The organism is Lentzea sp. NPDC003310, from assembly GCF_040610935.1.
Classification (GTDB): Bacteria; Actinomycetota; Actinomycetes; order Mycobacteriales; family Pseudonocardiaceae; genus Lentzea.
The window spans coordinates 18,238-44,339 of sequence record NZ_JBEXNC010000013.1; the positions used below are offsets into that span (position 1 = coordinate 18,238).

Below are 26,102 nucleotides of genomic sequence, written 5' to 3' on the forward strand. Positions count from 1 at the left end.
GAACGCCAGCCATGTCGACACCGGAGCACGCTTTCGCGCCCCGTGCCGATCTGAACCTGGCTCCGCACGCCGCGCCGGTGGACGACGTCGCCCACGAGCAGGTCGACGGCATCGGTCCGACGGGCAGGCCGCGTCGTCACATCCCCGACCCGCCGGCCCTGCTGCACCACGGGCCGGCGAAGATCCTGGCCGTCTGCAACCAGAAGGGCGGCGTCGGCAAGACGACGACGACCATCAACCTGGGCGCGGCCCTGGCGGAGTACGGCAGACGGGTGCTGCTCGTCGACTTCGACCCGCAGGGCGCGCTCTCGGTCGGCCTCGGCGTGCACCCGCACCAGCTGGAAACCACGATCTACAACGTCATCATGGAGAACGACACCGCCGTTCCCGACGTGATCCGCAAGACCATGGTCGACGACATGGACCTGCTGCCGAGCAACATCGACCTGTCGGCGGCGGAGATCCAGCTCGTGTCGGAGGTGGGCCGCGAGCACACGCTCGTGCGCACCCTCCGTCCCGTGATCGACCACTACGACTACGTGCTGGTCGACTGCCAGCCCTCGCTCGGCCTGCTCACGGTGAACGCCCTCGCGGCCGCGGACGGTGTGCTGATCCCGCTCGAGTGCGAGTTCTTCTCGCTGCGCGGGGTGGCGCTGCTCATCGACACCATCGAGAAGGTCAAGGAACGGTTGAACCCCAAGCTCAACATCACCGGCATCCTCGCCACGATGTACGACCCGCGCACGCTGCACTCGCGCGAGGTCATGGCCCGCGTCGTGGAGGCGTTCGGCGAGATCGTGTTCGACTCGGTCATCAACCGCACGGTGCGCTTCCCGGAGACCACCGTGGCGGGCGAGCCGATCACCCGCTGGGCGCCCCGCTCGTCCGGTGCCAACGCCTACCGCGCGCTGGCCCGCGAGGTGATCGCCCGGTGAACCGTCGCCCTTCGCTTCCGGGCGCGGCGGAACTGTTCCGGCTGACTGCTGCTCCGTCCACCGAGGTCTCGTCCTCGGAGGAGGCGCCGCAGCAACGCCGTGGTTCCGGCCGCACCAAGCACACCACGAAGATCACGGTCTACGTGTCCGACGAGGAACTGCTCGCCCTGGAGACCGCGCGGCTCGCGCTGCGCGCCTCCTACGGCCTGGGCGTCGACCGCGGCCGCGTGGTGCGCGAGGCGATCGCCATCGTGCTGGACGACCTCGAAACGCACGGTGACGCGTCGTTGCTGGTGCGCAGGTTGCGCGAGCAGTGACCGAGGAAGCCCCAGCCGACGCCGCCGTCGAGGAGCCCAAGGCGGACGACGGCAGGTTCAAGGTCCGGCTCACGAACTTCGAGGGCCCGTTCGACCTGCTGCTGCAGCTGATCTCCCAGCACACGCTCGACGTGACCGAGGTGGCGCTGCACCAGGTCACCGACGACTTCATCGCGCACATCCGCGGCATGGGCGACCAGTGGGACCTCGACGAGACCACGGAGTTCCTGGTCATCGCCGCCACGCTGCTCGACCTGAAGGCCGCCCGTCTGCTGCCGTCCGGCGACGTGGAGGACGAGGACGACCTCGCCCTGCTCGAAGCCCGCGACCTGCTCTTCGCGCGACTGCTGCAGTACCGCGCGTACAAGCAGGTGGCCGCGCTCTTCGCCGAGCTGGAGCAGGGCGCGTACCGCCGCTACCCGCGTTCGGTGTCGCTGGAACCGCGCTTCGAGGGCCTGCTGCCCGAGGTGATGCTCGGCGTCACGCCCGACAAGTTCGCCCTGATCGCGGCCGCGGCGTTCCGCCCGAAGCAGAAGCGCACCCTCTCGGTCGCGCACATCCACCAGCACCGCGTGTCGATCCGCGAGACGGCCGACGTGCTGCGCGCCTTCATGATCGAGAAGGGCACGGCCTCGTTCGCGGAGATCGTCGCGGAGTGCACCGAGACCATGCAGGTGGTGGCGCGGTTCCTCGCGCTGCTGGAGCTGTACCGGGAGAAGTCGCTGGCCTTCGAGCAGGAGGACCCGCTCGGGCCGCTGCAGGTGACGTGGGTCGGCGGGACGTTGGAAGACGCGCAGGCGCAGGCGCACGCGGGCGACGAGGATGAGGACTACGGCGGATGAGCGAGCCACTGGTCGGGCCGGACGCGGCGGAGATCGAGAAGCCGGGGCCGGCGTTCGACGGGGGCGAGCCCGCGGAGGGGACGACCGACGAGCCGGCGGCCGGCCGGTCCGACGAGACGGCGTCCGACGAGCCCGCTGACGCGGCGCTCTCCGACGCCGCGCCCGCCCCGGTCGTGCTCGACGACCCGGCCGGTGAGCCCGCCGAGCCGGTCGGCGAGGTGACCGAGACCGGGGACGACGCCGCCCTGTCCGACGCCGCCCCGGCTGCCGTCGTGCTCGACGAGCCGGAGGCCCCCGTGGCAGACCCGGCCGAGCCCGAGGACGCCGCCGCCGACGTCGCCGAGTCCGAGGTCACCGCCGCCGACGCCGCCGCCGACACCGAGGACGCCGCCACCCTCGAGGCCCAGCTGCTCGCCGCCGCCCCCGAGGAGGCCATCGAGGACAGCGGCCTGCCGGACCTGTCCGACGACGCGACCTTCGAGGCCGCCCTCGAGTCCGTCCTGCTGGTCGTCGACAGCCCCATCGCCGAGGACGCCCTCGGCAGTGCCCTGGAGCAGCCGGTTAAGCGGGTCAAGCAGGCACTCCGTAGACTCTCCACCCGGTACACCGAGTCCGGCAGCGGCATCGACCTGCGCAGGGCGGGGGACGGCTGGCGGTTCTACACGCGGGACCGGTACGCCCCGTTCGTGGAGAAGCTGCTGCTCGACGGGCAGCGCGCGAAACTCACCCGCGCGGCCCTGGAGACGCTCGCGGTGATCGCCTACCGGCAGCCTGTCACGCGGGCGCGGATCGCGGCGGTTCGCGGCGTCAACGTGGACGGTGTGATCCGGACCCTGGTCGCCCGGGGGCTCATCGAGGAGACGGGCACCGACAGCGACACGGGTGGGATCCTGTACCGCACGACCGAACTGTTCCTGGAGCGGTTGGGGCTGTCGTCGCTCGCCGACCTGCCGCCAATCGCCCCGCTGCTGCCCGAAGTGGATGCGATCGACGATGTCTGAGAACGAGGGCGTGCGCCTGCAGAAGGTGCTCGCGCAGGCGGGCGTCGCCTCGCGCCGCGCTTCCGAAGAGCTGATCGAGCAGGGGCGGGTGCAGGTCGACGGCCAGGTCGTGCGCGAGCAGGGCCGCCGGATCGACCCCGAGACCGCCGTCGTGCACGTCGACGGGGTGCGCGTGCAGCTGCGCGAGGACGTCGTGACGATCGCGCTCAACAAGCCGTTCGGGATGCTCTCCACGATGGAGGACGACCAGGGCCGGCCGTGCGTGGGCGACCTGGTGCGCAACCGCAAGGAGCGGCTGTTCCACGTCGGGCGCCTCGACGCCGAGACCGAGGGGCTGCTGCTGCTCACCAACGACGGCGAGCTCGCGCACCGGCTGATGCACCCGAGCTACAACGTCAAGAAGACCTACCTCGCCGAGGTCCCCGGACCGGTCGAGCGGGGCCTGGGCAAGAAGCTCAAGGCCGGCATCGAGCTGGAGGACGGGCCGGTCAAGGTCGACTCCTTCAAGCTCATCAGCGCCGTCCCCGGCAAGGCGCTCGTCGAGATCGTGCTGCACGAGGGCCGCAAGCACATCGTCCGCCGTCTGATGGAGACCGCGGGCTACCCGGTGCAGTCGCTGGTCCGCGTCGCGGTCGGTGACGTCTCGCTCGGCAACCAGCGTCCCGGCTCGATGCGGGTGCTGAACCGCCAGGAGGTCGGCGGGCTGTACAAGCTCGTCGGTCTCTGACCCGCACTCCCCGCGCGCCCCTCCGGCCCCCGATGCCGGAGGAGCGACCTGCGGGTGAATCCCCATTCACCTTGCGACGAGAACGCTACGGCGACGACGTTGTAAGGGGTCGGCAGTGCGCAGTGAACGACACGGCGTGGACAATCGGTCACCGGGGGAGACCGACATGCCACGCACCGAAAGCCCGCTGGAGAGCGCGGACACCGAGCTCGGCCGGTTCGCGGCCGACCTGAGGGCACTCCGCGAGAAGGCGGGCAGACCGTCCTACCGCGCGCTCGCTTCACGCGCGCATTACTCGGCGGCGACGCTGTCCGACGCCGCCGGGGGCAAGAAGCTGCCGAGTCTCGCGGTCACGCTCGCCTACGTGAAGGCGTGCGGCGGCGACGTGCGGGCGTGGGAACAGCGCTGGCGCGACATCGCCGCACCGCCCGAGCCGAGCGGTGAAGCGCCCTACGTGGGTCTCCAGGCGTTCCAGAAGGAGGACGCCGACCGGTTCCACGGCCGCGAGAAACTCACCGAGAAGCTCGTCGAACTGACCCGCCGCCGACCGTTCGCCGGCGTCTTCGGCGCGAGCGGTTCCGGCAAGTCGTCGCTGCTGCGCGCGGGCCTGCTGCCGAGGCTGGAGCAGGCGCTGGTCTTCACGCCCGGCGTCCAGCCGCTCGACGAGTGCGCCGTCCGCCTCGCCCAGCTGACCGGGCACTCCGCGGTCGTCCTGCGCAGCGAGCTCACTGATCCCGAGGCACTGGGGCTGCTGGTCCGGCAGCACGACGAGGACCTCGTCCTGGTGATCGACCAGTTCGAGGAGGTCTTCACCCTCGCGAGCCCCGAGCAACGCGACTGGTTCGTGCAGGCCCTGTTGAGCGCCCCGCACGTGGTCATCGGCGTCCGCGCGGACTTCTACGGCCACGTCGGCCGCCACCCCGACCTGGTCGAGGCCCTCGACGGCGCCCAGCTCCTGGTCGGCCCGCTGACCACCGACGAACTGCGCCGCGCCATCGTCGAACCCGCTCAGCGCGTCGGCGCCACCGTCGAGTCCGCCCTGGTCACCCGCCTCGTCGCCGACGTCGCGGGCCAGGCGGCGGCACTGCCGCTCGTGCAGCACGCCCTCGTCGAGACCTGGCACCGCCGCCGCGGCATGACGCTGTCGCTCGTCGGCTACGAGGAGGCGGGAGGCGTCGAACACGCCATCGCCCGCACCGCCGAGTCCGTGTACGAGCAGTTCGACGACGACCAGCGGCAGCACGCGCGCAGGACGTTCCTGCGACTCGTCGCACTCGGCGACGGCACCGAGGACACCAAACGGCGCGCGGACCGTGAGGACCTCGACGCCGACGTCCTGGAACGCCTCGCCACGGCACGCCTCGTCACCCTCACCGAGCAGCACGCCGAGCTCACGCACGAGGCGTTGATCCGCTCGTGGCCGAGGCTGCGCGACTGGATCGCCGAGGACCGCGAAGCGCTGCGCGTCCACCACCGGCTGACCGAGGCCGCGAGGCAGTGGGACGGCGACCGCGACCTGCTCTACCAGGGCGCACGGCTGGCGCAGGCCGGCGAACTCGACCCGGACTCGCTGACCGAGGCCGAACGGGAGTTCCTCACCGCGAGCCAGGCCGCCGGCCGTCGGCGGGTTCGCCGCGGCCGCGCGGTCATCGCCGTCCTCTCGGTCCTGGTGTTGCTGCTGGCCGGCACGGTGGTGTTCGCGGTGTCCCAGACGCGGGAGGTGGAACAGCAGCGCAACGAAGCACTGATCGGCCGGGCCGCGACGGACGTCATGCGGCTGATCCCCGCGGACCCGCGCCAGGCCGCACGTCTCGCGCTCGCCGCCCACGCGGTGACGCCCAGCCAGGCCACGCGGGACGCGCTGCTCAACGCCGATGCCGCGCGGCTCGCCCAGGCCGTGGTGCTCGGACCCGATCTCTCCGGCGCGCGCCTGACCCTGCCGTCGGACGGCGAGCTGCTGATCGCGGTCAGCAGGTCGGGGCCGGCCAGGATCGTCGGCCGGTACGACGCGAGCTCGGGAGGTGCGGCGTTCGGCACCGACGTCGCCCAGGTCGAGCTCACCGCGGACGACCGGTGGGTCTTCGCCTACGAGAGGTCCGGTGAGGTGGGCATCTGGGACGTCGCGGACCTCCGGCGGCCGAAGCAGGTCGGTGCTCTGCCGCTGCGCTGGGGCGTCGACTGGTTGGAGGTGAACCGGGACGGCACCTGGGCGGTCGCGGCGACCGGACTCGGCGAACGCGTGCGCCTGTGGGACCTGCGGGATCCCGCGCGGCCCAGGGAGATCGTGCTGCCCGGAAGCCGGGCGACGCACCTCCTGATCGCACCGTCCGGCCGGGAGGTCCTGCTCACGTCCCGCGACGACACCGGCACCACTTCGGCGCAGATCTGGCACATCGGTGACGGGGAACCGCGTCCGGGGCGGACGTTGCGGGTGCCGCCGGAGTCCGTTCCGGCGGCGATCAGCGACGACGGGAGCAAGCTCGCGGTGAGGTCGGGGAAGGAGATCGTCGTCTGGGACTTCTCGGCGGAGCCGCGGGAGTGGGTGACGGTGCCGCGGTTGCCGGACGGCTCCGTCACGGCGGTCGCCTTCAGCCCGGGCGGCGAGCAACTCGCCGTGCTGGGCACGACCGTGGTCGACGTCTGGGACGTCGGCGCACAGGGCGACGCGGTGAGCGCCGGATCCTTCGGCTCCATCAACGCCCCCGACGGGCTGCGCTACCGGCTGCGGGCGAAGTCGTTCGGGATCGTCGACGGCAGGGACTTCACCTGGACCCTGACCACCGACCTCGACAAGGTCCGGGACGGACTCTGCCGGGAGCGGGAGATCGAGCTGACCGACGACGAGTGGCGGCGCTACTTCCCGGGCGTCGAACGCGTCCCCGTCTGCTGACCGCCTGAGCCGTGGGTGGCGCGAGCGCGGTCCACCCACGGCCACTCCGGCGCCGGTTCGGGGCGCGAGCACCGGGTCTTCCCCGTGTGGTGCTTGTCCGCCCACGTTAGGGCGAACGGGTTGTTCACGGTCATGTGTCAGCAGCTGAACAAAGTTCTCTGAACAATGACGGGATGCCGAGACGGGAACGCCCTCTCGACGAGGGCGAGAGCGGTCTCCTGCGGTTCGCGGCGGATCTGCGCCGGCTGCGGGAGCGTGCGGGCAGCCCCACCTACCGGGAACTGAGCCGGCGGGCGCACTACTCGGCCGCGGCGCTGTCGGAGGCGGCGGGTGGGCGGAAGCTGCCGAGCCTCGCGGTGACCAAGGCGTACGCCAAGGCCTGCGACGGCGATCCGGAGGAGTGGGCGCGGCGGTGGCGCGCGGTCGTCGAGTCCGAACCCGGTGTGGCCGACGACAGTCCGTACGTCGGGCTCGCGGTGTTCCAACCCGGTGACGCGCCGAAGTTCTTCGGGCGCGAGCGGTTGACGGCCGAGTTGCTCGGCACGGCGAAGCCCTTCACCGGTGTGTTCGGACCGTCCGGTGTGGGCAAGTCGTCGTTGTTGCGCGCCGGTCTCATCGCGCGCACCCGCGAACCGGTGCTGTTGTTCACGCCCGGCGCGAACCCGGTGGAGGAGTGCGCGCTCGCGCTGGCCCGGTTGACCGGGGAGGAGGCGACCGAACTCGCCGACGAACTGCGAGATCCGTTGCGGCTCAACGCGAAGCACGGGCACCTCGTGGTCGTCGACCAGTTCGAGGAGCTGTTCACGCTGTGCCGCGACGAGGAGCTGCGGCGGTGGCTGGTCGCCGCGCTCACGAGCTGCCGCCGGGTCGTCATCGGTGTCCGGGCCGACTACTACGGCCACTGCGCCCAGTACCCCGACCTCGTCGCCGCCCTCGAGGGCGCGCAGCTCCTGGTCGGCCCGATGACGCCGGACGAGCTCCGCCTCGCCATCACCGAGCCGGCCGCGGTCGTGGGGGCCAAGGTCGAGAGCGCGTTGCTGGCGCGGCTCATGGCGGACGCGGTCGGGCAGGCGGCCGTGTTGCCGTTGCTGTCGCACGCGCTCGCGCAGACCTGGCAGCACCGGCGCGGCCTGACGCTCACGCTGTCCGGGTACGAGGAGGTCGGCGGTGTCGAGCACGCCGTCGCCCGCACCGCGCAGGAGGCGTTCGACCAGCTGTCGGCGGCGGGGCGGGAGCAGGCGAGGCGGATCCTGCTGCGGCTCGTCACGGCGGACGACACCAAGCGCCGCGCGTCGCGGTCCGAGCTCGAGGCGGACGACGAGGTGCTGGTCGCGCTGGCGGCCGCGCGGCTGGTCGTGATCGACCGCGACGGCGTCGAGCTGGCGCACGAGGCGCTGATCCGCAGCTGGCCCACGTTCCAGCGCTGGGTCGAGGAGGACCGCGAGAACATCAAGGCGCAGCGCGAGCTCACGCACGCCGTGCAGACCTGGGAGTCGCTCGACCGCGACGCCGGCGCGCTGTGGCGGGGCCGCCGGCTCGGCACCGTCCCGGACGGACTGTCCCTCAACGCCCGGGAACGCGCCTTCCTCGCCGCGAGCCTCGCCGCCGAGGAAGAGGTGTCGCTGAGTGCCCGAAGACGCACGCGCCGGCAACGTCAGCTGCTCGCCGCCCTCGTCGCGTTGATCGTCGTCGCCGCCGGCACGACCGTGTTCGCGCTGCGGGCGAGCATCGCCGCCGACGAGCAGCGCGCCAACGCCGCCGTGCTCACGGCGGTGGGGGAGGCCGCCGCCCTGCGCTCCACCAACCCCGTCCTCGCGCAGCAGGTCGCGCTCGCCGCCTACCAACTCGTGCCGCTGCCCCAGGCGCGCAACGGCCTGCGGCAGGAGGACGTGGCGTCGCAGGTGCTGCGCGACGCCCAGACCGAGGTCACCGCGCTCGTGGTCGGCCCGACCCAGCAGCAGGTCGCCACCGGCCACCGCGACGGCGCGGTCGTGCTGACGGCGCTCGACGACCTGCCCGCGCCGCGCACCTCCTACGAGGCCACCCGGCACGCCGGCGCCGTCACCGCGCTCACGATGGACTCGACCGGCGGCATGGTCGCGTCGGCGGCCGACGACGGCAGCGTGCACGTCGTCGACGTCTCCCTCGGCAAGCCGCGCGAACTGGCCGTGCTGCCCGTGCGCGCCACCGCGATCGCCTGGCAGGGCAGCACTCTCGTCACCACCGACTCCGACGGCGCCCTGAGCTTCTGGACGGACCTGCGCCGCGACCGCCCACGCCTGCTCACCACCGCGCAGCTCGGCCTCGGACCGCTCGCGGGCATGGCGTTCCGCCCGGACGGCCGGGTCCTCGCTGCCGTCACCACCGGGCACGCCGTGCACCTCGTCGACGTCACGGACCCGCGCGACGTGAAGCTCCTGGCGCTGACCAGGGAGTTCGCCCGCGGCGCGCAGTTCGCCGGCGCCGGTGAGCTGCTGACGACGGCGGGCACCGCCGTGCACCTGTGGGACACCACCGACCCGCGCGGACCGGTGCTGCGGGCCGAGATCCGGTCGGGCGGCGGCGAGGTGACGTCGGCCTGGCTCGGCGGCGGCCGGATCGCGGTCGCCACCGACGACGGGCTGGTGCGGCTCTGGCGGCTCGGCGACGGCGAACCGGTCGAGCAGGCGCTGCTGCGCGGGCACACCGGACCGGTCACCGCGGTCGGCCTGACGCCCACGGGTGACGAGGTCGTGACGGGCGGTGCGGACCGGGCCGTGCGGCTGTGGAACGCCGACCCGCGCGACCCGGCGGTGCGGATCTGCGAGCAGGCCATCCCCCGCATGAGCAGGGAGGAGTGGGAGCAGTACTTCGACGGGATCGACTTCACGCCACCGTGCCGCGACTGAACCCGCAGCACCGGGCAGGTGGAACGATCACGAAGCAGACGAACGTACCGTGGCTGATTAGCGGCCCGTTAGACGGGCGGCGAACGTCTGGTGGACAATCCGGCCGGGAGGCGGCATGCCAAGAGGGGAACGTCCGCTCGGCCCGGAGGACACCGCGTTGCTGCGGTTCGCCGGTGACCTGCGCAGACTGCGTGACCAGGCAGGCAAACCGAGCTATCGCGAGCTGGCGCGGCGCGCGAACTACTCGCCGACCGCGTTGTCCGACGCGGCCGGTGGGCGGAAGCTGCCGTCGCTCGCCCTGACGCTCGCGTTCGTGCGCGCCTGCGAGGCCGACCCCGGCTCCTGGACGAAGCGGTGGCGCGAGCTCGCCGCCGAGCACGCCCAGCCCGTGCACCCGAACACCCCCTACCCCGGCGCCGAGCCCTTCACCGAGGCGGACGCCAAGCTGTTCTTCGGCCGCGAGTGCCTCGTCGAGCAGGTCGTCGAGGCGGTCAGGGCCAAGCCCCTCACCGTCGTCTTCGGCGCCTCCGGCTCGGGCCGCACCTCCCTGCTGCACGCCGGCCTGCTGCCCGCCCTTCCCGACGCCGTGGTGGTCACACCGGGCGCCGACCCGGTCGCGGACCTCGCCGCCGCGCTCGCCGAGGTCTTCGAGCGCACCACCGCGAGCGAGCTCGCTGAGGAGTTCCGCGCGGACCCCGACCACCTGCGGCTGCGCGTCCGCCAGCACCGCCCCGGCCTCGTGCTCCTCGTCGACGACGTCGAACGGGCGCTCGACGACGCCGACTTCGTGGCCGCCGTGACCCGCTGCCCCCACGTCGTGCTGGCCGTGCGCGCCGACGCACGAGGCCGCTGGCGCGACCTGGGCCTCGGCGCCACCGAGATCACCATCGAGCCGATGAGCGCGGACCAGGTCCGGCGCGCCATCACCGAACCCGCCGCCAGGATCGGCGCCACCGTCGAGACGGCGGTGATCGCGCGCCTGGTCGCCGACGCCGCGAACCAGCACGCGCTGCCACTCGTGCAGCAGGCGCTGGTCGAGACGTGGCGGCGCAAGCGCGGTATGACGCTCCCGCTCGCGGGCTTCGAGGAGTCCGGCGGCTTCGAGCACGTCGTCACGCGGTCCGCGGAGGCGTTCTTCGCGGACCTGGACGACGCCGGCCGGCACGCCGCGCGCCAGCTGTTCCTGCGGCTCGTCTCCATGCGCCCCAACGGGATCGCGCAACGCCGCACCCGCCTGCTCGACGTCGACGCCACCCTGCTCGGCCTGCTCGTGAAGGCCCGGCTGGTGACGGTCACCGAGGACGGTGCCGAGCTCACCCACGACGCCGTGCTGCGCTGGCCGCGGCTCGCCGGGTGGATCGACGAGGAGCGCGAGAACCTCAAGACGCACCAGCAGCTCGTCACCGCGATCGAGCTGTGGGAGGCGAGCGACCGCGACCCGCTCGCGCTCTACCGGGGCGTGCGGCTGCGCAAGGCCAAGGAGCTCGGCGAGTTCCTCACGGTCGCGGAACGCCGGTTCGTCGCCATGAGCGCCCGCCGCGAGACCCGCCGGTCCACGGCCCTGATCGCGGTCGTCGCGGTGCTGGTCGCGCTGGTGCCCGGCACCGTCGTCTACGCGCTCTCGAACGAGCGCAAGATCAGCGAGATGAACGCGAGCGCGCTCGGCGGCAAGGCGCTGACGCAGTCCGAGCTGCTGCTGGAGCAGCGGCGGCCGTACGCGGACAAGTACGCGCTGGTCGGCTACGACGTCAGCCCGTCGGCCGAGTCCGAGAAGGTGCTGCGGCTCGCGAGCGCGGTCGCCCGCGGCATCCCGTTCACGGGCACGCCCAAGGACGACGCGGACGTGGTCGTCGCCCCGCGCGGCGAGATGGCCGCGGTGACCGACCAGGACGGCACCGACCGGATGTGGGCCGTCGACGACGACAAGGCGGTGCCCGGCAAGAAGTTCGCCGACCGCCACCGCGTCGTGAAGCTCGCCGAACGCCGTGCGGTCACCAAGGACTTCAACGGCCAGGAACACCTGTGGGCCGTCAACGACGCGAACGACATCACCTACCTGACGGCGCTGCCCAGCCGGTTCCGCACGCTCGACCTCAGCCCGGACGGGTCGCGGCTCGTCGGCAAGGTCGGCGCCTCGGTCGAGGTCGGGCTGCCGACGCCGGACGAGTCCGAGTACGCGGAGCTCTACGACCTGAGCGACCCGCGCACCCCCCGCAAGCTCCCGATGCCGGTGACCAACCCCGGCACCGTGGCGCTCAGCCAGGACGGCCGCGAGCTCGCGACCGGCGTCTGGGACGCGGCCACCGGCACCACGACGGTCGAGTTCTGGAGCATCGGCGGCACCGTCGAGTCCGCGGGTCCGCCGCTGTCGCAGCACGCGTTCGTCCGCGGCATCACCTACAGCGGTGACGGGCGCTGGCTCGCCGTCGAGCACTCCGCGCCCGAGTCGGTCGTCGAGGTGTGGCAGCGCGTGCCGAGCGGCACGCCCGTGCTGCGCGCCCGGCTCGACACGGCGCTGCGGGCCGGCGCGCGCGTCACGTTCTCCGACGACGGCCGGGTGGCGGTCGTCCGGGACAACGTCTTCGAGGTGCAGCAGCTCTACACGACCGACCGCCCAGCGGACCGGCTCGTGTACGTCGTCGGGCACGGCGGCTCGTCGCGCGCGGTCTACCGTCCGCAGAACCGGGACTTCCTCGTCCGCAGCGGGGGCCAGGACCCGGAGCTGCTGCCCTACGACCTCGACACCGGCCGCATCATCAAGAGGATGTGTGAAAAAGACGGCGCGAGGCTCACGGACTCCGAATGGGTGAAGAGCTTCGGCGAAGTGGAGCGCGTGGAGGTCTGCTGAACCGCCGCGCCGAGCGGGAAACAACCCGGAGTTGAGCCAGCACGCATTGTGAACTCTAGATCCACTCTCTAGGGTGACCGAGTGCGTGCGTTCACAAGGGGACTCATCGGCATAGCCGGGTTCCTCGCGCTCTGGGAACTTTTAGGGCGCTCACCCCTCATACCTGCACACGCGCTCCCCCCACCGTCCGCAGTGTTCGGTGAGCTCGTGACGCAGATGACCTCTCCCGATTTCATCAGTCATGTCGTGGCAACGGTTCTGGCCGTACTGATCGCCATCGTGATCGCCATCGCCATCGCGGTGCCGAGTGGACTCGTCCTCGGCAGCGTCCCGGCGGTGCGGCACGCGACCAGGGCGGTCGTCGAGTTCCTGCGCCCGATCCCTTCTGTGGCACTGATTCCGCTCGCGCTCGTGGTCCTGGGCTTCGGTCCGGAAACGAAGATCACGCTCGCGGTCTACGCGGCACTGTGGCCGATCTTGTTCAACACCATCTACGCGCTCGACGAGCTCGATCCACTGCTCGTCGAGACGTCACGGGTGTTCGGCACCGGACGCGTGGGCGTGCTGTTCCGCGTGGCCCTGCCGAGCGCCCTGCCGTTCGTCCTCACCGGAATCAGGCTCGCGGCGACCACCGCGCTGATCGTGATGGTGAGCGTCGAGCTCATGGCCGGTGCCCAGATCGGGCTCGGCTACTTCATCATGGAGGCCCGCAGCGGGCCCGGCCGGATGGACCAGGTGCTGGTCGGCACGGTGGTCGCGGGCGTCATCGGCGTCCTGCTGAACAGCGGCCTCGAACGCGTCCGCAAGCGTTGGGTGGCCTGGTGAACAAGTTCCTTCAGCGGTGGACCGTGTTCGCCGGTCTCATCGTCGTGTGGCAGGTGCTCGGCGTGGCGGCCGACGACCCGTTCTTCCCACCGCCGTCCGAGATCGTCACGGCGGCCTGGGAGTGGTGGGTCCTCGAACCCGAGAACGTCACCGAGCACATCCTGCCGTCGATCGGCCGGCTGCTCGCGGGCTGGGCGATCGCCTCGGTCATCGGTGTCGCGCTGGGACTGCTGCTCGGTCGTTCGGACCGGGCGATGGAGTACGCGGGCCCGTTGCTCGTGTTCCTCCGCTCGATCCCGCCGCCCGCGCTGGTGCCGGTGTTCCTGCTGCTGTTCAAGGCGGGCACCTCGATGCAGCTGGCCACGATCATCTTCGGTGTCATCTGGCCGGTGCTGCTCAACAGCGTGGACGGTGCCCGTTCCGTCGACGTGACCAAAGTGGACACTTCGGCCGTCTTCCGGATCCCTCGCCACCAGTGGGTTCTCGGAGTGGTGCTGCCCGCGGCCTCCCCGAAGATCTTCGCGGGGCTGCGGGTGTCGTTGTCGCTTTCCCTGGTGCTGATGGTCATCTCCGAGCTCGTGGGCACGGACAACGGCATCGGCTCGCAACTCATGACGGCACAGCGCGAGTTCGACTACACGCGCATGTGGGCCGGCATCGTCCTGCTGGGCGTGCTCGGCTACGGACTCAACACCGCTCTCCTGGCGGTGGAACGCAGGGCTTTGGCCTGGCAACCGAGGAGCAGGGATGAGCAACATGCTTGAGGTGGCCGACCTGGGCCACACCTACGGCGACTACGAGGCCATCGGCGGCCTCACGTTCACCGTGCGCGCCGGAGAGCTGGTGTGCGTGGTCGGGCCTTCCGGCTGCGGCAAGTCCACGCTGCTGCGCACGATCTCGGGACTCATCAAGCCTTCGCGCGGTGACGTGTCCCTGAAGGGATCCCACCTCGCGGTGGTGTTCCAGGACTACCAGCGGTCCCTGTTCCCGTGGCTCACGGTGCAGGGCAACGTCGAGTTCCCGCTCCGCTCCCTCCCGCGCGCCGAACGCCGCAAGCGCGCCTCGGAGGCCCTGGAGTGGGTCGGCCTCGGCGCGGCCGCGAAGAAGCGGCCGTGGCAGCTTTCCGGTGGTATGCAACAGCGTGTGGCGATCGCGCGCGCTCTCGCGTATCGGCCGGCGTTGCTGCTCATGGACGAGCCGTTCGCCTCGGTGGACGCGCAGACGCGGTTCGAGCTCGAGGACCTGTTGCTGCGCGTGCGCCGTGAGCACGACACGACCGTTCTCGTGGTCACGCACGACATCGACGAGTCGGTGTACCTGGGCGACCGCATCCTGGTGCTCTCCGGGTCGCCCGCGCGTCTGGTGGCCGATCTGGAGGTGCCGCTGCCCGCCGACCGCGACCAGGTGACGACGCGGACGGACGAGGCGTTCGTGGCGCTGCGGTCCAAGGTGGCCCGGCTGCTGAACGTCGGCGGCAAGCCCGCGCTGGACATGGACAAGTGGGCCGCGGCGGAGCGGGAGTCGCTCAGCGAGACCGTTTCTTCCTGACCCGTTCGACGCACAGCTGAGCCCCGGACCGCCGCGGTCCGGGGCTCAGCTGCGTTCTCAGTGCCTTGAGGAGGGCGCGGCACTGGAGGGAGGGGCCGGGCGCCCGCGCTCGGGGGCAGAGCGCTGAGCGGCCGTTCCCGCGTCTTTACAGGTGCAGGTCGAAGTCGTTGCCGTTGGCGATGCCGTCGTGCAGCAGGTCGATGTCGCCGATCTTCACGTCGTCGATGACGCCGCCGAGGTCGGTGTGCACGTCGCCGACCTGCGCGACGTCCTGCACCACGTTGTGGCTGAGGTCGACGACGTCCTTGACGTCCACGTCGCCGACGACGTCCTTGACCAGCACGTCGGTGTCCACGACGTCCTTCACGAGCACGTCGGTGTCGAGGTCCTTGACCAGGACGTCGGTGTTCACGACGTCGTGCACGTCCGCGACGTCGGTGACCTTGGTGACGACGGAGTTGTCGTAGGCGACGTCGGTGACGTTCGCGACGACCTCGTCGGCGTCGACCAGGTCCAGCGTCTTCGTGACGTCGCCGAGGCCGTCGAAGTCCGTGACGAGCGCGGTGATCGAGGACGGGGCCGCGATGTCGGCGATGCCCGTGACGCCCTCGACGTTGCCGGTGATCAGCTTGAGGCTGTCGACGGCGGTGATGTCGCCCGCCTCGGCCAGGACCTTGTCGATCGCGTCGATCTTCACGACGGACGCGCTGTCGAGCACCAGCGGCAGGATCTCGTGGACGTCGACGGGGGAGATGTCGCCCAGACCGGCGGCTTCGAGGGTGCCCTCCGGGTCGAGCTGGAACGCCTCGCGGGCGTCCAGGTCGCCGAGCAGGTCGAGGGTGAAGTCGTGCAGCGTCTGCTGGGTGCCCATGGAACTCAAGCTCCTGTGGTGGATCCGGGGGATGTCGTGTTGAACCGTATGGATGAACGACATCCCCCGGCATCGGGAGTTGGCCCCAGATCGTGACGTTGCGATGTCCCTAGGGGATCCGCTTCACCCGTTAGGGGAGCGGGGATTTCACCCTCCAGGGCTGATTTTCTCCCATCAGGGACCGACGTAGTTCTCCGCGAACGTCGCCCGGTAGGTGGCCGACTCGGCCAGGTGCTCCAGCCGCGCCTGGGCCAACCGTCCGAAGAACGGGGAGCTCACGTCCGTGTGGATCATGTTCACCATCCACTGGGAGAACTCCTGGGCCCGCCAAATGCGACGGAGGCAGTCCTCCGAGTAGGTCTTGAGCCCGGTCTCGGATCCGGTGCCGTAGAAGTCGATAAGCGCACGTCCGAACGTTGCGGCGTCGTTCATGGCGAGGTTCATGCCCTTGGCGCCCACTGGAGTGATGATGTGTGCTGCGTCACCCAAGAGGTAGAGCCGGCCGTAGGACATCGGCTCGACCACATGGCTGCGCATGTCGAGCACGCGCTTCTCGATGATCTTTCCTTCGGTCAGCGACCACGACGACTCGTGCAGCGCGAAACGTTTGTGCAAAGCTTCCCAGACCTGTTCGTCGGACCATTCCGAGGCTTTGGTCCCGACGGGTACCTGCAAATAGAACCGGGACACCGTGGCGGACCTCAACATGTGTCCGGCGAAACCGTCGTCGTGCAACGCGTAAATGGTTGCTTTAGTCGACGGAGGGGCTTCCGCGAGAATGGTCAGCCACTCGATCCCGTGCTGGTGCGTGAATTCCGACAGCACCCCCTCGGGAATGGACGGACGGCTCACTCCGTGGAACCCGTCACACCCCGCGACGAAGTCGCTGCTGACGGTCTCCCGGGTGCCGTCTTCGCTGGTGAAGGCCACTGAGGGGCTGGACGAGGTCAGGTCGTGCAACTCCACGTCGCTGACCGAGAAGCGGATGTCCCCTCCTCTGTCCAAAAATCCCCCGATGAGGTCCTTGACCACTTCCTGCTGGGGGTACACGTAGTGCTCGCGCCCTCCGTAGAGGTCGCTGTACGAGACCTGGAACGCCTTGCCGTTGACGCGGAATTCACACGTTCCGTGACGGTCTGCTTCCATCAGCAAACGATCTGCCAGACCGAGTGACTCCAACATGGTCACGGAGCGGTGCTCCAGGACTCCTGCCCGTGGCCGGGTTTCCACATGGGATCGACTAGCTTTTTCCAGGACTACGCAGTCGATACCTGACTGCTGGATCAAGTTTGCCAAGGTCAGACCGGCCGGCCCGGCGCCGATCACGGTCACTGCGCGCTTCACTCGGGGTTCTCCTAGCCCTAGACCTGCTGTGCTTAGATGCTCACCGCAGGTAGTGGACTTGAACCTGCTCGTGTCGGTCAACTGGGGTCTTTTGGAGCAGCATCCTTACTCTGAGTGGTTGACCGTCGCGATCATTCCCCCCGCAATGACGACACCGCTCCGACAGGAGAGTGCTCCCGATGAGTCGAAGAGTCCGCCGCATCGCCGTCCGTGGCATCGCCCTTGCCACGCTGCTCGCCACAGTGGCGAGCTGTGGCCTGCTTGGCGGCGAAGAGAAGGCGCCCGCGTCCGATGCGAACACCAGCAGCGGACCGGTCGAGAAGTCCAAGATCACCCTGGGGGTCCTGCCGATCCTCGACGTGGCGTCCGTCCACGTGGCGATCAAGCAGGGCTTCTTCGAGAAGGAAGGTCTCCAGGTCGACCTCAAGGTCATCCAGGGTGGCGCGGCGGCCATCCCCGGCCTGGTCAGCAAGGAGCTGGACTTCACGTTCGGCAACTGGGTCTCGTTCTTCGCCGCCCAGTCGAAGGACGCTGCCAAGGCGGTCGACGGGATCAAGCTGATCTCGGACGGCTACCAGGCGAAGCCCGACATGTTCCTGATCTTGGCGAACGGTGACTCGGCCATCAAGGCTCCTGCCGACCTCGCCGGCAAGACCATCGCGATCAACACGTTCAAGAACATCGCGGAGCTCACCGCGAAGGCCACGCTCGAGGCCGCGAACGTGGACGTGAACTCGGTCAAGTTCAAGGAGATGCCGTTCCCGGACATGCAGGCGGCACTGCAGAACAAGACCGTTGACGCGGCCTTCATGGTCGAGCCGTTCATCACCCGTGCGCAGCGCGCCGCCGGTCAGATCAAGGTGCTGGACGCCGCGTCCGGCCCGACCGACAACATCCCGATCGCGGGCTACGCGACGACGGGCGCCTTCGCCAAGGAGAACCCCAAGACCGTCGCCGCGTTCCAGCGCGCGATGGCCAAGGGCCAGGCCGCCGCGACCGACCGTCCCACGGTCGAGCCGCTGCTCGTCGAGTACGCCAAGGTCGACAAGGAAACCGCAGGTCTTGTCCACTTCGGCGCGTTCCCGACGACGCTCGACGCGACGCGCCTGCAGCGCGTCGTCCAGCTGATGCAGCGGTACCAGATGCTGGACAAGGAGCTCGACGTCAAGCCGATGCTCATCCAGCCCTCCGGTAGTTGACGAACAGCGCGGGTGACTGTGATCAGGCCGTGATCACGGTCACCCGCGCGATCGTTTCCTCCAGATGAATTATCGCGCGGGGGCCGTTTAGCCGCGCAGGTCAAAGTTGTTGATTCTCGAACCAGCGTTTTGTCGTCCGAACGGCGGTATGAGAACAGCGCGTTTTACTCCAAGATCCACCAGGTTTGCTGCTATTAAACGGGGCGGGGAGTGTTGACGGTGCGCGGTCGTGAGGACCAGCGAGGCATCGACCGGTTCCGCCTACGCAACTGGCGGTTGCGGAGCAAGCTCGCAGTGGTGTTGCTAGTTCCGGCCCTGAGCACCGCGACTCTCGCGGGCCTGAGGCTGAACACCCAGCTCGACGACGTCGAACTCTTCGGCAACGTCCAGCGCGAGCTCGCCGTGAGCCACCAGGCCGCGAAGGTGGAGAACGCTCTACAGGTCGAACGTGACTGGGCAGTCCAGTGTGTGGCCGCCGGCCGGCAGAACGCGTGCCCCGAGCACGCCGCCCGCACCGGCCTGACCGACACGGAGCTGGGCAAGTATCGGGATTCGGGCGCGACGGCCACGGCCATGAGCGCGCCCCTGCAAGAAGCTTTCACCAAGTCGCTGCAGTCCCTCGACGGACTGGCGAGCTTGCGCGTGACGTTGCTGAGCACCAAGTACCCCGACGTCGCGGTGATCAGTGCGTACAACCAGATCATCGCGTCGCTGACGCAGGTGCACCGCGCCGCGATCTCCAGCATCAGCGAGCCGGACATCGTGCCGCTGGCCACCGCCGCGCTGGCGCTGTACTCGGCGCAGGAGCAGCTCGGCCAGCAGAACGCGATCCTGACGTCCGCCGCGCTGCGCCGCAGTTTCGCTCCCGGTTCCGCGGACGAACTGCGGGCCGCGCAGTCCCGGCTGGACGCGGCGTTCACCGAGTTCAACGACGTGGCGTCGCCGGCGAACCGGCAGAAGTTCCAGGACGTCGTGTCCGGTGCCTCCGTCGACGGGCGCAACCGGCTCGTGAAGCTGGCACTCGCGCAGGACTTCGAGCGCGAGGCGGTGTCCATCACGGACGCCGAGGTGCTCAAGATCGGCGAGGACACCGCGAAGCTGGTTCGCGAGGTCGCGGCCGAGCTGGAGGGCCAGGCCGACACGACGACCGCGGGTCTCGCGGCGACGGCGCGGTCGGACGCCTGGCGTGACGCGGCGCTGGTCGCCATCTCGCTGCTGGTCGCGTTCGGCCTCATGGCGATGGTCGCGCAGTCCATGCTGCGGCCGCTGCGCGTGCTGCGCCGCAGCGCGCTCGACGTGGCGCGCAACCAGCTGCCCGAGGCGATCAAGCGAATCCGTTCGCACCGCGACCCCGAACGGGCCGCGGAGGAGGCGATCGTCCCGGTGCCGCTGAACACGACCGAAGAGGTCGGCCAGGTGGCACGGGCGTTCGACCTCGTGCAGCGCGAAGCGGTCCGCCTCGCCGTCGAGCAGGTGGCCCTGCGCGCGAACGTCAACGACATGTTCATCAACCTGTCGCGGCGGTCGCAGGCGTTGGTGGAGCGGCAGATCAGCGTGATCGACCGGCTCGAGCAGGACGAGCAGGACCCGGACCACCTGGCGTCGCTGTTCGAGCTCGACCACCTCGCGACGCAGATGCGGCGCAACAGCGAGAACCTGCTGGTGCTCTCCGGCACGACGGTCAACCGCCGCGTCACCCGCCCGGTCGCGATCGCCGAGGTGCTCGGCGCCGCGGTCTCCGAGGTGGAGAAGTACGCGCGCGTCCAGATCGCGCCGACGCCGGAGCTCATGGTGCAGGGCCGCGTGGTCAACGACCTCGCGCACCTCGTGGCCGAGCTGCTCGACAACGCGACGGCGTTCTCCAAGCCCACCACCAAGGTGACGGTGCGGACGATAGAGACCCGCAAGGGCGAGGTCGCCATCCGCATCCACGACCGCGGCGTCGGCATGCAGGAGAACGAGGTCGGCGAGTTCAACGCGAAGCTCGCCGAGCCGCCGGAGGTCGACGTCTCGGTGGCCCGCGAGATGGGCCTGTACGTGGTCGGTCAGCTCGCGAAGCGCCACGAGATCCGCGTGACGCTGGCGAACAACGACGACATAGAGGGTGGCGTCACCGCACAGGTGATCCTGCCGATCTCCTTGCTGCACAAGGGTTCGGCGCCGGCACTGCCGCTGCCGTCCGCCCCGGTGCCGTCCACGTCGGAGACGACCAGCGCGGGCGAGGTCCTGTCCGGTGTTCCCAAGTGGACGCCGGAGCACCCGCTCGTCGTGCCGTCGCCCGCCACCGAGGAGGAGAACTCCGGCCGGCACCGCATCGAGCAGACGTCCACGGACGGCCTGTTCACCGCGCGGATCGAGGCGTCGGAGGAGGCGGCGGAGGACGGCTACACCTACGAGCCTCCGGTCGAGCGTCCCACCGACCCGGCCACGGAGATCTTCCCGGCGATCGTCGTCGAGGACGACGAACCGCTGATCTCGCACGACGACCTGTCGAGGTGGTTCCAGACCCCCTCGGCACCCGAACCCTCCCCCAGGGACGTCCCGTCAGCGGAGCCGGTACGTGCCGAGCAGCACGAGGAGGACGCGGAACCCGCCACCGTGAACGGTCTGCCCAAGCGGCAGCGTTCGGCGGAGACCGTGAAGATCGAGGCGCCCACCGCGGTGCCCCGTGCGGTCGCCGACTACGCCGAGTCCGACTGGGGAGCGGCGGACGAAGGCTGGAAGGCCGCGGGCGCGCTCGACAAGGGAGCACCCGCGCAGACGACGGAGAACGGTCTGCCCAAGCGCGTCCCGAAGGCGCGCCTGGTCCCGGGTTCGCTGCCGAAGCCGTCGTCGCCGGCACCCCAGCTGGCGACCGCCGCCGCCGTCCCCGGGCGGTCCGCGGACAGGCTGCGCCAGCGGTTCGCCACGTACCAGAAGGGTGTCCAGATGGGCCGTGAGTCGCTCTTCGACTCCGCCGTCGGAGGCATCCCCGTGATCGCAGAAAGGGAACGCCAGTGACCACCGCGACTGAGGAACTGGACAACTTCAGCTGGCTGGTCGAGGACTTCGTCAGCAGGGTGGCCGGTGTCGCGCACGCGATCGTCGTCTCCGCCGACGGCCTGCTGCTCGCCACGTCGGAGAGGCTGCCGCACGACCGCGCGGAACAGCTCGCCGCCGTCGCGTCCGGCCTGGTCTCGCTGAACCTCGGCGCGGCACGCTGCTTCGAGGCCGGTGAGGTCAAGCAGACCGTCGTGGAGATGGAACGGGGTTACCTCTTCCTGATGTCCATCAGCGACGGGTCCTGCCTCGCCGTGCTCGCCGCGCCCAACTGCGACATCGGGCTCATCGGGTACGCGATGACCCGCCTGGTGGAGAGGGTGGGCCTCCAGCTCACGCCGGAGATCAGAGCCCAGCTGCACGTTTCCATGCGCGCCTGAGTAGAGAGAAGTTCCCATGAGCAACGGTGCTCCGGGTCGTCCGGGGTCACCTGGCGTCGACCTGAACGTGGTGTCGTCGAAGATCGTCGTCGCGGGTGGGTTCGGTGTCGGCAAGACGACGTTCGTCGGGTCGGTCTCGGAGATCACCCCGCTGACGACCGAGGCCGTGATGACCCAGGCCTCGGTCGGCGTCGACGACCTGTCCCACGTGCCGGACAAGGTGACCACGACGGTGGCCATGGACTTCGGCCGCGTGTCGCTGGACAAGGACCTGATCCTGTACCTGTTCGGCACGCCCGGTCAGCACCGGTTCTGGTTCATGTGGGACGACCTGGTCCGCGGCGCCATCGGTGCCGTGGTCATGGTCGACACCCGCAGGATCGACGACGCGTTCGCGCCCATCGACTTCTTCGAGGACCGCGACCTGCCGTACGTGATCGCGGTGAACTGCTTCGACGGCCTCATGCACCACCGGGCCGAGGAGATCCGGGACGCGCTCACGATCTCGTCGGCCGTGCCGATCATCCCGTGCGACGCGCGGAACCGGCAGTCGACGAAGCAGATCCTGATCGCGCTGGTGGAGCACGCGATGCGCCAGCCGTCGTTCGCCTAGGTTTTCGCTCCCGCGGAAAACAGGGGCCGGTACCGTCAGGTGCCGGCCCTTTTGCCGTGCCCGGCGGGCTGCGCCGTCCGGTCCATAAGAACCGATCGCGTGTGAACAGTTATTCGCCCGTCCGGCGGCGGCCTGTTCGAGGTCTTGGCCGGCCGGAAAACCAGTAGTAGGGCGCGTTTCCGCTCGCCGCGTCGCACGTCGGAGGCCGTGCCCGGCTGATCACCTGCGAACGTTCTGGACCGTGTCAGTGCCGCTTCACACTTGACTCTTCTTGTGCGCCAACGGGTCGGCGATACAGTCGGGGTGCAATTACCCTGCATTGCGAGGAGATTCCTGTGTCCCTGCGCAAAACAATCGCCGTGGCGGCCAGTGTCGTCGGCCTCTCGGTCGGCCTCATCGGCACCGCGGAGGCCGCGCCCCGCATCGTCACCTACAACTCGAGCAACACGGGCGAGTTCCAGGCCGCGATCGACAAGGGCGCGCAGATCTGGAACGCCAGCGTGGTGAACGTGCAGTTCCGCAAGGTGACCGGCGCGGCGAACGTGACCGTGAGCGTGGACAACCAGTGGCCGCGGGCCTACGTGACGAGCCTCGGCCGCGGCCGGTGGGTCATGGGTCGCCAGGCGGTCAACGAGGGCCACGACACCGTGCGCATCTCGTCGCACGAGTTCGGCCACCTGCTCGGCCTGCCGGACCGCCGGACGGGGCTCTGCACCGACCTGATGTCCGGCGCGAGCGCCGGCACGTCGTGCAAGAACCCGAACCCGAACGCCAAGGAGAAGGCGGAGGTCGAGGCGAACTTCCGCACGATGGTGACGGTCAAGGCCACGACGTTCGAGGACGCGGCCTGAGCTAGCCCGCTGAGTGGCCGTGGTCTCCCTGACGGCCACGGCCACTCGCGGTGAGGCGGTGGGGTTCGCGGGTCGCGGCGAGGCGGCGACGGGCCGCTCGTCGCGCGGAACGCGGTGAGGCGGCGGGGCTGGCTGGTCGCGGCGATGCGGCGAGGGCCGCTCGTTGAGCGGAACGCGGCGGGGCTGCGGGTAGCGCGGATCGCCGCGAGGCGCCGGAGGGCCGCCTGGGTTCGTCGGACGCGCGCGTCGCTTCGCGGTTCGCCCCGCCACCCGCCCCAGCGTCCGTCACGGCGCCGAGACGACCAGGTCCACCCCGAGCGCCCGCAGCTCGTCCGGGTCGCCCGGCCCGCCGATCACGTGCACGCCGGCCGACCGCAGCAGCGGCACCAGCAGCGCGAGCCCCTGACGCGCCAGGCGTTCCGACGGCGGCGGTGCCAGCCGGACTCCCCACACCGGAGCGCGGTCCACAGTGGACAAACCACCGAAGCCGCCGCCGAACTCGTGCAGCAGCACGTGCACGCCCATGTCGTGCAGCACCTCGAGGTTCTCCTCGCCGTCCGGCATCGACCGGACGTCCAACGCCAGGAACAGCGATGACGCCGGGAACGAGTTCGCCCGCAGCGTCGACCGCACGTGCGTTGCCAGGTCCGGGTCCCGGGACTGGTCGCGGGACAGCCTGATCAGCACCGGCTCGCCGCGTGAGCAGGCGTCGTCCAGCACCAGTTGTCCGAGGCGGCCGGCCAGGCCGAGCGCGTCCGCGTAGGCGACGACGTCGGCGTGCCGGGTCTCGCCCCAGCGCACCGACGCCTCCACGAAGGCCGGGGATCCCGGAACCCACGACACCGGCGCGTACTCCACGGAGATCTCGCCGTTCTCGAAGGCGCCGGGCATCGCCGCGATGCGGGCGAACCGGGCTCGATCGGCGGTGTCGGCCTCGTGGTCGTAGATGCCCCACTGCCTCTTGCCGCCGATCTCGGCTCTGCGCAACGTCGAGTGCGCGCGCCGCAGCACCGACTTCGGGTCCGCGCCGGGACCCGAGGTGTGCACGAAACCGATCGACGTCGACACCGCGACGCCCGCGCCCTGCAGGTACACGGGTTCGGACAGCTCCTCGTCGATCATCGCGGCCAGTGCCGCGACGTCGGGCGTGCCGTGGACGAGCACCACGAACTCGTCGCCGCCGATCCGTGCCACCACCGCGTCCGGCAGCGCGAACCGCAGTCGCTTCGCCACCTCGACCAGCACGGCGTCGCCCGCCGCGTAGCCGAGGCCGTCGTTGACGATCGTGAGGCTGTCGACGTCGAGGTACCCCAGCGTGTGCGGCTCGCCGGTCGCGAGCGCGGACTCCAGCTTGTCGGTGAACGACGCGCGGTTCGGCAGGCCGGTCAGCAGGTCTGTCAGCGACTGGTGCCGCAGCCACTCCTGGAGCATGCGCTGCTCGGTGACGTCCTCGACCAGCGCGACGCAGAACCTCGGCAGCCCGTCCGAGCCGCGCAGGACGGACAGCACGACGTTCGCCCACACCGTGTCCCCGTTGTCGCGGGCCAGTTCCCACTCGCGCCGGTCGGTGTCCACAGAGGACTCGATCAGGCGGTGGCACGCCGCGGCCAGTGCCGCCGCGTCCGGTTCGGTGAAGAGCTCCTTCGGCATCTCCTCGTGGCCGAGGATGGCGGCCAGCGCCTCGTTCGCCTCCACGACCGCGCCGGCGAGGTCGAAGATCGCGATGCCCACCGCGGTCGTCGCGAAGACCTGGGCGAACCGCGCCTCGCTGTCGTGCAGGTCGCGCTGGGCGTCCTCGACGGCCTTCAGCAACGAGTTCTTGACCTTCTCCTGCTCGGCGAACAACTGGTCGCGCGTCGCCCGCACGTACCCGGCCGCGAGCGCGCCGAGCACCTCCGGCGCGAACTCCGGGCCGAGCACCTCGAGCGTCCGCCGCAGCGAGTCCGGACCGGTGAAGCGCTTGCGCACCAACCACTCCCCGATGGCCACCGCCGCCTGACCGGCACGCAGCCGGGCGGCGTGCTCGTCGAGGTGCTGCGTCAGCTTCCGCCGGGACATCGGCGAGTACGCGCTCTCGATCAGAACAGCCGCCCAGCGCTGAGCCAGGGGAGAGGGTGCCATCAGGGCTTGCGGCCCACCGCGGCGTAGAGGTTCGCCTTCGACGGCTCCGCGCCGACGTCCTCGGGCGTCTCCGGCCGCCACTGCGGCGTGAACACGATGCCGGGCTCGACGATCTCGGTGCCCGCCAGCATGTCCGCGACCTGCGCCTTGGTGCGCGGCGTGATCGGCTCCGCGGTCTTCGCGAAGATCTCCTTACCCGCGGCCATCTCCGCGGGCATGCTGTCCGCGGTGAAGTGCGAGATCGCCAGGTACGACCCGGACGACAGCGCGTCGACGTACCGGGACAGCACGCCCCACGGGTCGTCCGAGTCGGGGATGAACTGCAGCACGCCGACGACGAGCAGCCCCACCGGCTGGGAGAAGTCGAGGTGCTTCGCGGCCTGCGCCACGACGGTCTCCGGCTCGCGCAGGTCGGCCAGCAGCGCGGTCACGTTCGGCTCGTCGGCCAGCATCAGCTCGGCGTGGGTGATCGCGACCGGTTCGAAGTCGACGTAGACGACCTTCGAGTCCGGGGCGACCTCGTGCGCCACCTCGTGCACGTTGCCCACGGTCGGGATGCCCGAGCCGAGGTCGAGGAACTGCCGGATGCCGACCTCTGCCAGTTCCAGCACCGCACGGCGCAGGTAGGCGCGGTTCAGCCGCGCCATGCCCCGCACCGGGAGGACCTTGATCAGGGCCTCCGCCGTGGCGCGGTCCGCCTCGAAGTTGTGTCCGCCGCCGAGCAGGTAGTCGTAGATCCGGGCGGAACTCGGGACGTCGACGTTGACACCTTCCGGTACCCAGCTGACTCGATCGACCACAGCAGCACACCTCTCGCGATGCGAATTCTGAGCGTCGACAACCCTACTGGCCGTGGTTGTACG

20 protein-coding genes are annotated in these 26,102 nt (G+C 70.3%); 16 read left to right on the plus strand and 4 right to left on the minus strand.

All coding sequences use genetic code 11. From position 1 onward, the window contains the following. Positions 1 to 11 precede the first annotated feature (11 nt). From ABZX02_RS26295 to ABZX02_RS26345, 11 genes are all read left to right on the plus strand, one after another. Positions 12 to 935 (plus strand): AAA family ATPase, encoded by a 924-nt coding sequence (locus tag ABZX02_RS26295; RefSeq protein ID WP_355301645.1) that lies wholly within the window; start codon positions 12 to 14, stop codon positions 933 to 935. Then, positions 932 to 1,252: a hypothetical protein gene (locus ABZX02_RS26300; protein WP_355301647.1), complete on the plus strand. Its 321-nt coding sequence runs from the start codon at positions 932 to 934 to the stop codon at positions 1,250 to 1,252. The genes ABZX02_RS26295 and ABZX02_RS26300 overlap by 4 nt, the downstream gene beginning before the upstream one ends. Beyond that, positions 1,249 to 2,094, plus strand: coding sequence for a segregation/condensation protein A (locus ABZX02_RS26305; protein ID WP_355301649.1), 846 nt, complete (start codon positions 1,249 to 1,251; stop codon positions 2,092 to 2,094). The genes ABZX02_RS26300 and ABZX02_RS26305 overlap by 4 nt, the downstream gene beginning before the upstream one ends. Next, entirely contained in the window at positions 2,091 to 3,095 is a 1,005-nt protein-coding gene (gene scpB, locus ABZX02_RS26310; protein WP_355301651.1) for an SMC-Scp complex subunit ScpB, read from the plus strand. Before ABZX02_RS26305 ends, scpB begins: the two co-directional genes overlap by 4 nt. After that, positions 3,088 to 3,822, plus strand: coding sequence for a pseudouridine synthase (locus tag ABZX02_RS26315; RefSeq protein ID WP_355301653.1), 735 nt, complete (start codon positions 3,088 to 3,090; stop codon positions 3,820 to 3,822). The genes scpB and ABZX02_RS26315 overlap by 8 nt, the downstream gene beginning before the upstream one ends. Before the next feature lie 166 nt (positions 3,823 to 3,988). Continuing rightward, positions 3,989 to 6,712 carry an XRE family transcriptional regulator gene (locus ABZX02_RS26320; RefSeq protein WP_355301655.1) on the plus strand — a complete coding sequence of 908 codons (2,724 nt, stop codon included), beginning with the start codon at positions 3,989 to 3,991 and terminating at the stop codon, positions 6,710 to 6,712. A 173-nt stretch (positions 6,713 to 6,885) separates the two neighbouring features. Beyond that, complete coding sequence (locus ABZX02_RS26325) at positions 6,886 to 9,600, plus strand: XRE family transcriptional regulator (RefSeq protein WP_355301657.1); 2,715 nt, start codon at positions 6,886 to 6,888, stop codon at positions 9,598 to 9,600. Between the two features lie 115 nt (positions 9,601 to 9,715). Next, the gene (locus ABZX02_RS26330) at positions 9,716 to 12,448 is read left to right on the plus strand and encodes a helix-turn-helix domain-containing protein (RefSeq protein WP_355301659.1); all 2,733 of its coding nucleotides are present in this window, start codon (positions 9,716 to 9,718) and stop codon (positions 12,446 to 12,448) included. Positions 12,449 to 12,529: 81 nt separating this feature from the next. Beyond that, positions 12,530 to 13,273: an ABC transporter permease gene (locus ABZX02_RS26335; RefSeq protein WP_355301661.1), complete on the plus strand. Its 744-nt coding sequence runs from the start codon at positions 12,530 to 12,532 to the stop codon at positions 13,271 to 13,273. Next, positions 13,270 to 14,037, plus strand: coding sequence for an ABC transporter permease (locus ABZX02_RS26340; RefSeq protein WP_355301663.1), 768 nt, complete (start codon positions 13,270 to 13,272; stop codon positions 14,035 to 14,037). The genes ABZX02_RS26335 and ABZX02_RS26340 overlap by 4 nt, the downstream gene beginning before the upstream one ends. After that, a complete protein-coding gene (locus tag ABZX02_RS26345) occupies positions 14,021 to 14,821 on the plus strand; it encodes an ABC transporter ATP-binding protein (protein ID WP_355301665.1) in 801 nt (266 codons plus the stop codon). The genes ABZX02_RS26340 and ABZX02_RS26345 overlap by 17 nt, the downstream gene beginning before the upstream one ends. A 145-nt stretch (positions 14,822 to 14,966) precedes the next feature. Here the strand turns inward: ABZX02_RS26345 and ABZX02_RS26350 are convergent, their stop codons facing one another. Next, a complete protein-coding gene (locus ABZX02_RS26350) occupies positions 14,967 to 15,692 on the minus strand; it encodes an IniB N-terminal domain-containing protein (protein ID WP_355301667.1) in 726 nt (241 codons plus the stop codon). Positions 15,693 to 15,866: 174 nt separating this feature from the next. Beyond that, positions 15,867 to 17,036: a 4-hydroxybenzoate 3-monooxygenase gene (locus ABZX02_RS26355; RefSeq protein WP_355301669.1), complete on the minus strand. Its 1,170-nt coding sequence runs from the start codon at positions 17,034 to 17,036 to the stop codon at positions 15,867 to 15,869. 179 nt (positions 17,037 to 17,215) lie between these two features. Here ABZX02_RS26355 and ABZX02_RS26360 point away from each other — a divergent pair, with 179 nt between their 5' ends. The 5 genes from ABZX02_RS26360 (at position 17,216) to ABZX02_RS26380 (ending at position 23,118) form a co-directional block, all read left to right on the plus strand. Next, positions 17,216 to 18,235, plus strand: coding sequence for an ABC transporter substrate-binding protein (locus ABZX02_RS26360; RefSeq protein ID WP_355301671.1), 1,020 nt, complete (start codon positions 17,216 to 17,218; stop codon positions 18,233 to 18,235). A gap of 219 nt (positions 18,236 to 18,454) precedes the next feature. Beyond that, entirely contained in the window at positions 18,455 to 21,235 is a 2,781-nt protein-coding gene (locus ABZX02_RS26365; RefSeq protein WP_355301673.1) for a nitrate- and nitrite sensing domain-containing protein, read from the plus strand. Then, positions 21,232 to 21,654 carry a roadblock/LC7 domain-containing protein gene (locus ABZX02_RS26370; protein WP_355301675.1) on the plus strand — a complete coding sequence of 141 codons (423 nt, stop codon included), beginning with the start codon at positions 21,232 to 21,234 and terminating at the stop codon, positions 21,652 to 21,654. The genes ABZX02_RS26365 and ABZX02_RS26370 overlap by 4 nt, the downstream gene beginning before the upstream one ends. Before the next feature lie 16 nt (positions 21,655 to 21,670). Continuing rightward, the gene (locus ABZX02_RS26375) at positions 21,671 to 22,267 is read left to right on the plus strand and encodes an ATP/GTP-binding protein (RefSeq protein ID WP_355301677.1); all 597 of its coding nucleotides are present in this window, start codon (positions 21,671 to 21,673) and stop codon (positions 22,265 to 22,267) included. A 335-nt stretch (positions 22,268 to 22,602) separates the two neighbouring features. After that, complete coding sequence (locus ABZX02_RS26380; RefSeq protein WP_355301679.1) at positions 22,603 to 23,118, plus strand: snapalysin family zinc-dependent metalloprotease; 516 nt, start codon at positions 22,603 to 22,605, stop codon at positions 23,116 to 23,118. A 285-nt stretch (positions 23,119 to 23,403) separates the two neighbouring features. On the opposite strand, the gene ABZX02_RS26385 is transcribed toward ABZX02_RS26380, so the two are convergent. After that, positions 23,404 to 25,239, minus strand: coding sequence for a diguanylate cyclase (locus ABZX02_RS26385; RefSeq protein ID WP_355301681.1), 1,836 nt, complete (start codon positions 25,237 to 25,239; stop codon positions 23,404 to 23,406). Then, positions 25,239 to 26,039, minus strand: a complete 801-nt coding sequence (locus tag ABZX02_RS26390; RefSeq protein WP_355301683.1) for an SAM-dependent methyltransferase — start codon at positions 26,037 to 26,039, stop codon at positions 25,239 to 25,241. The genes ABZX02_RS26385 and ABZX02_RS26390 overlap by 1 nt, the downstream gene beginning before the upstream one ends. Positions 26,040 to 26,102 lie beyond the last annotated feature (63 nt).

Excerpts from the sequence above, each read along its gene's own strand:
- ABZX02_RS26295 (WP_355301645.1), top strand. The coding sequence starts at position 12 with ATGTCGACACCGGAGCACGCTTTCGCGCCCCGTGCCGATCTGAACCTG.
- scpB (WP_355301651.1), top strand. The coding sequence starts at position 2,091 with ATGAGCGAGCCACTGGTCGGGCCGGACGCGGCGGAGATCGAGAAGCCG.
- ABZX02_RS26315 (WP_355301653.1), top strand. The coding sequence starts at position 3,088 with ATGTCTGAGAACGAGGGCGTGCGCCTGCAGAAGGTGCTCGCGCAGGCG.
- ABZX02_RS26320 (WP_355301655.1), top strand. The coding sequence starts at position 3,989 with ATGCCACGCACCGAAAGCCCGCTGGAGAGCGCGGACACCGAGCTCGGC.
- ABZX02_RS26325 (WP_355301657.1), top strand. The coding sequence starts at position 6,886 with ATGCCGAGACGGGAACGCCCTCTCGACGAGGGCGAGAGCGGTCTCCTG.
- ABZX02_RS26330 (WP_355301659.1), top strand. The coding sequence starts at position 9,716 with ATGCCAAGAGGGGAACGTCCGCTCGGCCCGGAGGACACCGCGTTGCTG.
- ABZX02_RS26345 (WP_355301665.1), top strand. The coding sequence starts at position 14,021 with ATGAGCAACATGCTTGAGGTGGCCGACCTGGGCCACACCTACGGCGAC.
- ABZX02_RS26350 (WP_355301667.1), bottom strand. The coding sequence starts at position 15,692 with ATGGGCACCCAGCAGACGCTGCACGACTTCACCCTCGACCTGCTCGGC.
- ABZX02_RS26360 (WP_355301671.1), top strand. The coding sequence starts at position 17,216 with ATGAGTCGAAGAGTCCGCCGCATCGCCGTCCGTGGCATCGCCCTTGCC.
- ABZX02_RS26375 (WP_355301677.1), top strand. The coding sequence starts at position 21,671 with ATGAGCAACGGTGCTCCGGGTCGTCCGGGGTCACCTGGCGTCGACCTG.
- ABZX02_RS26385 (WP_355301681.1), bottom strand. The coding sequence starts at position 25,239 with ATGGCACCCTCTCCCCTGGCTCAGCGCTGGGCGGCTGTTCTGATCGAG.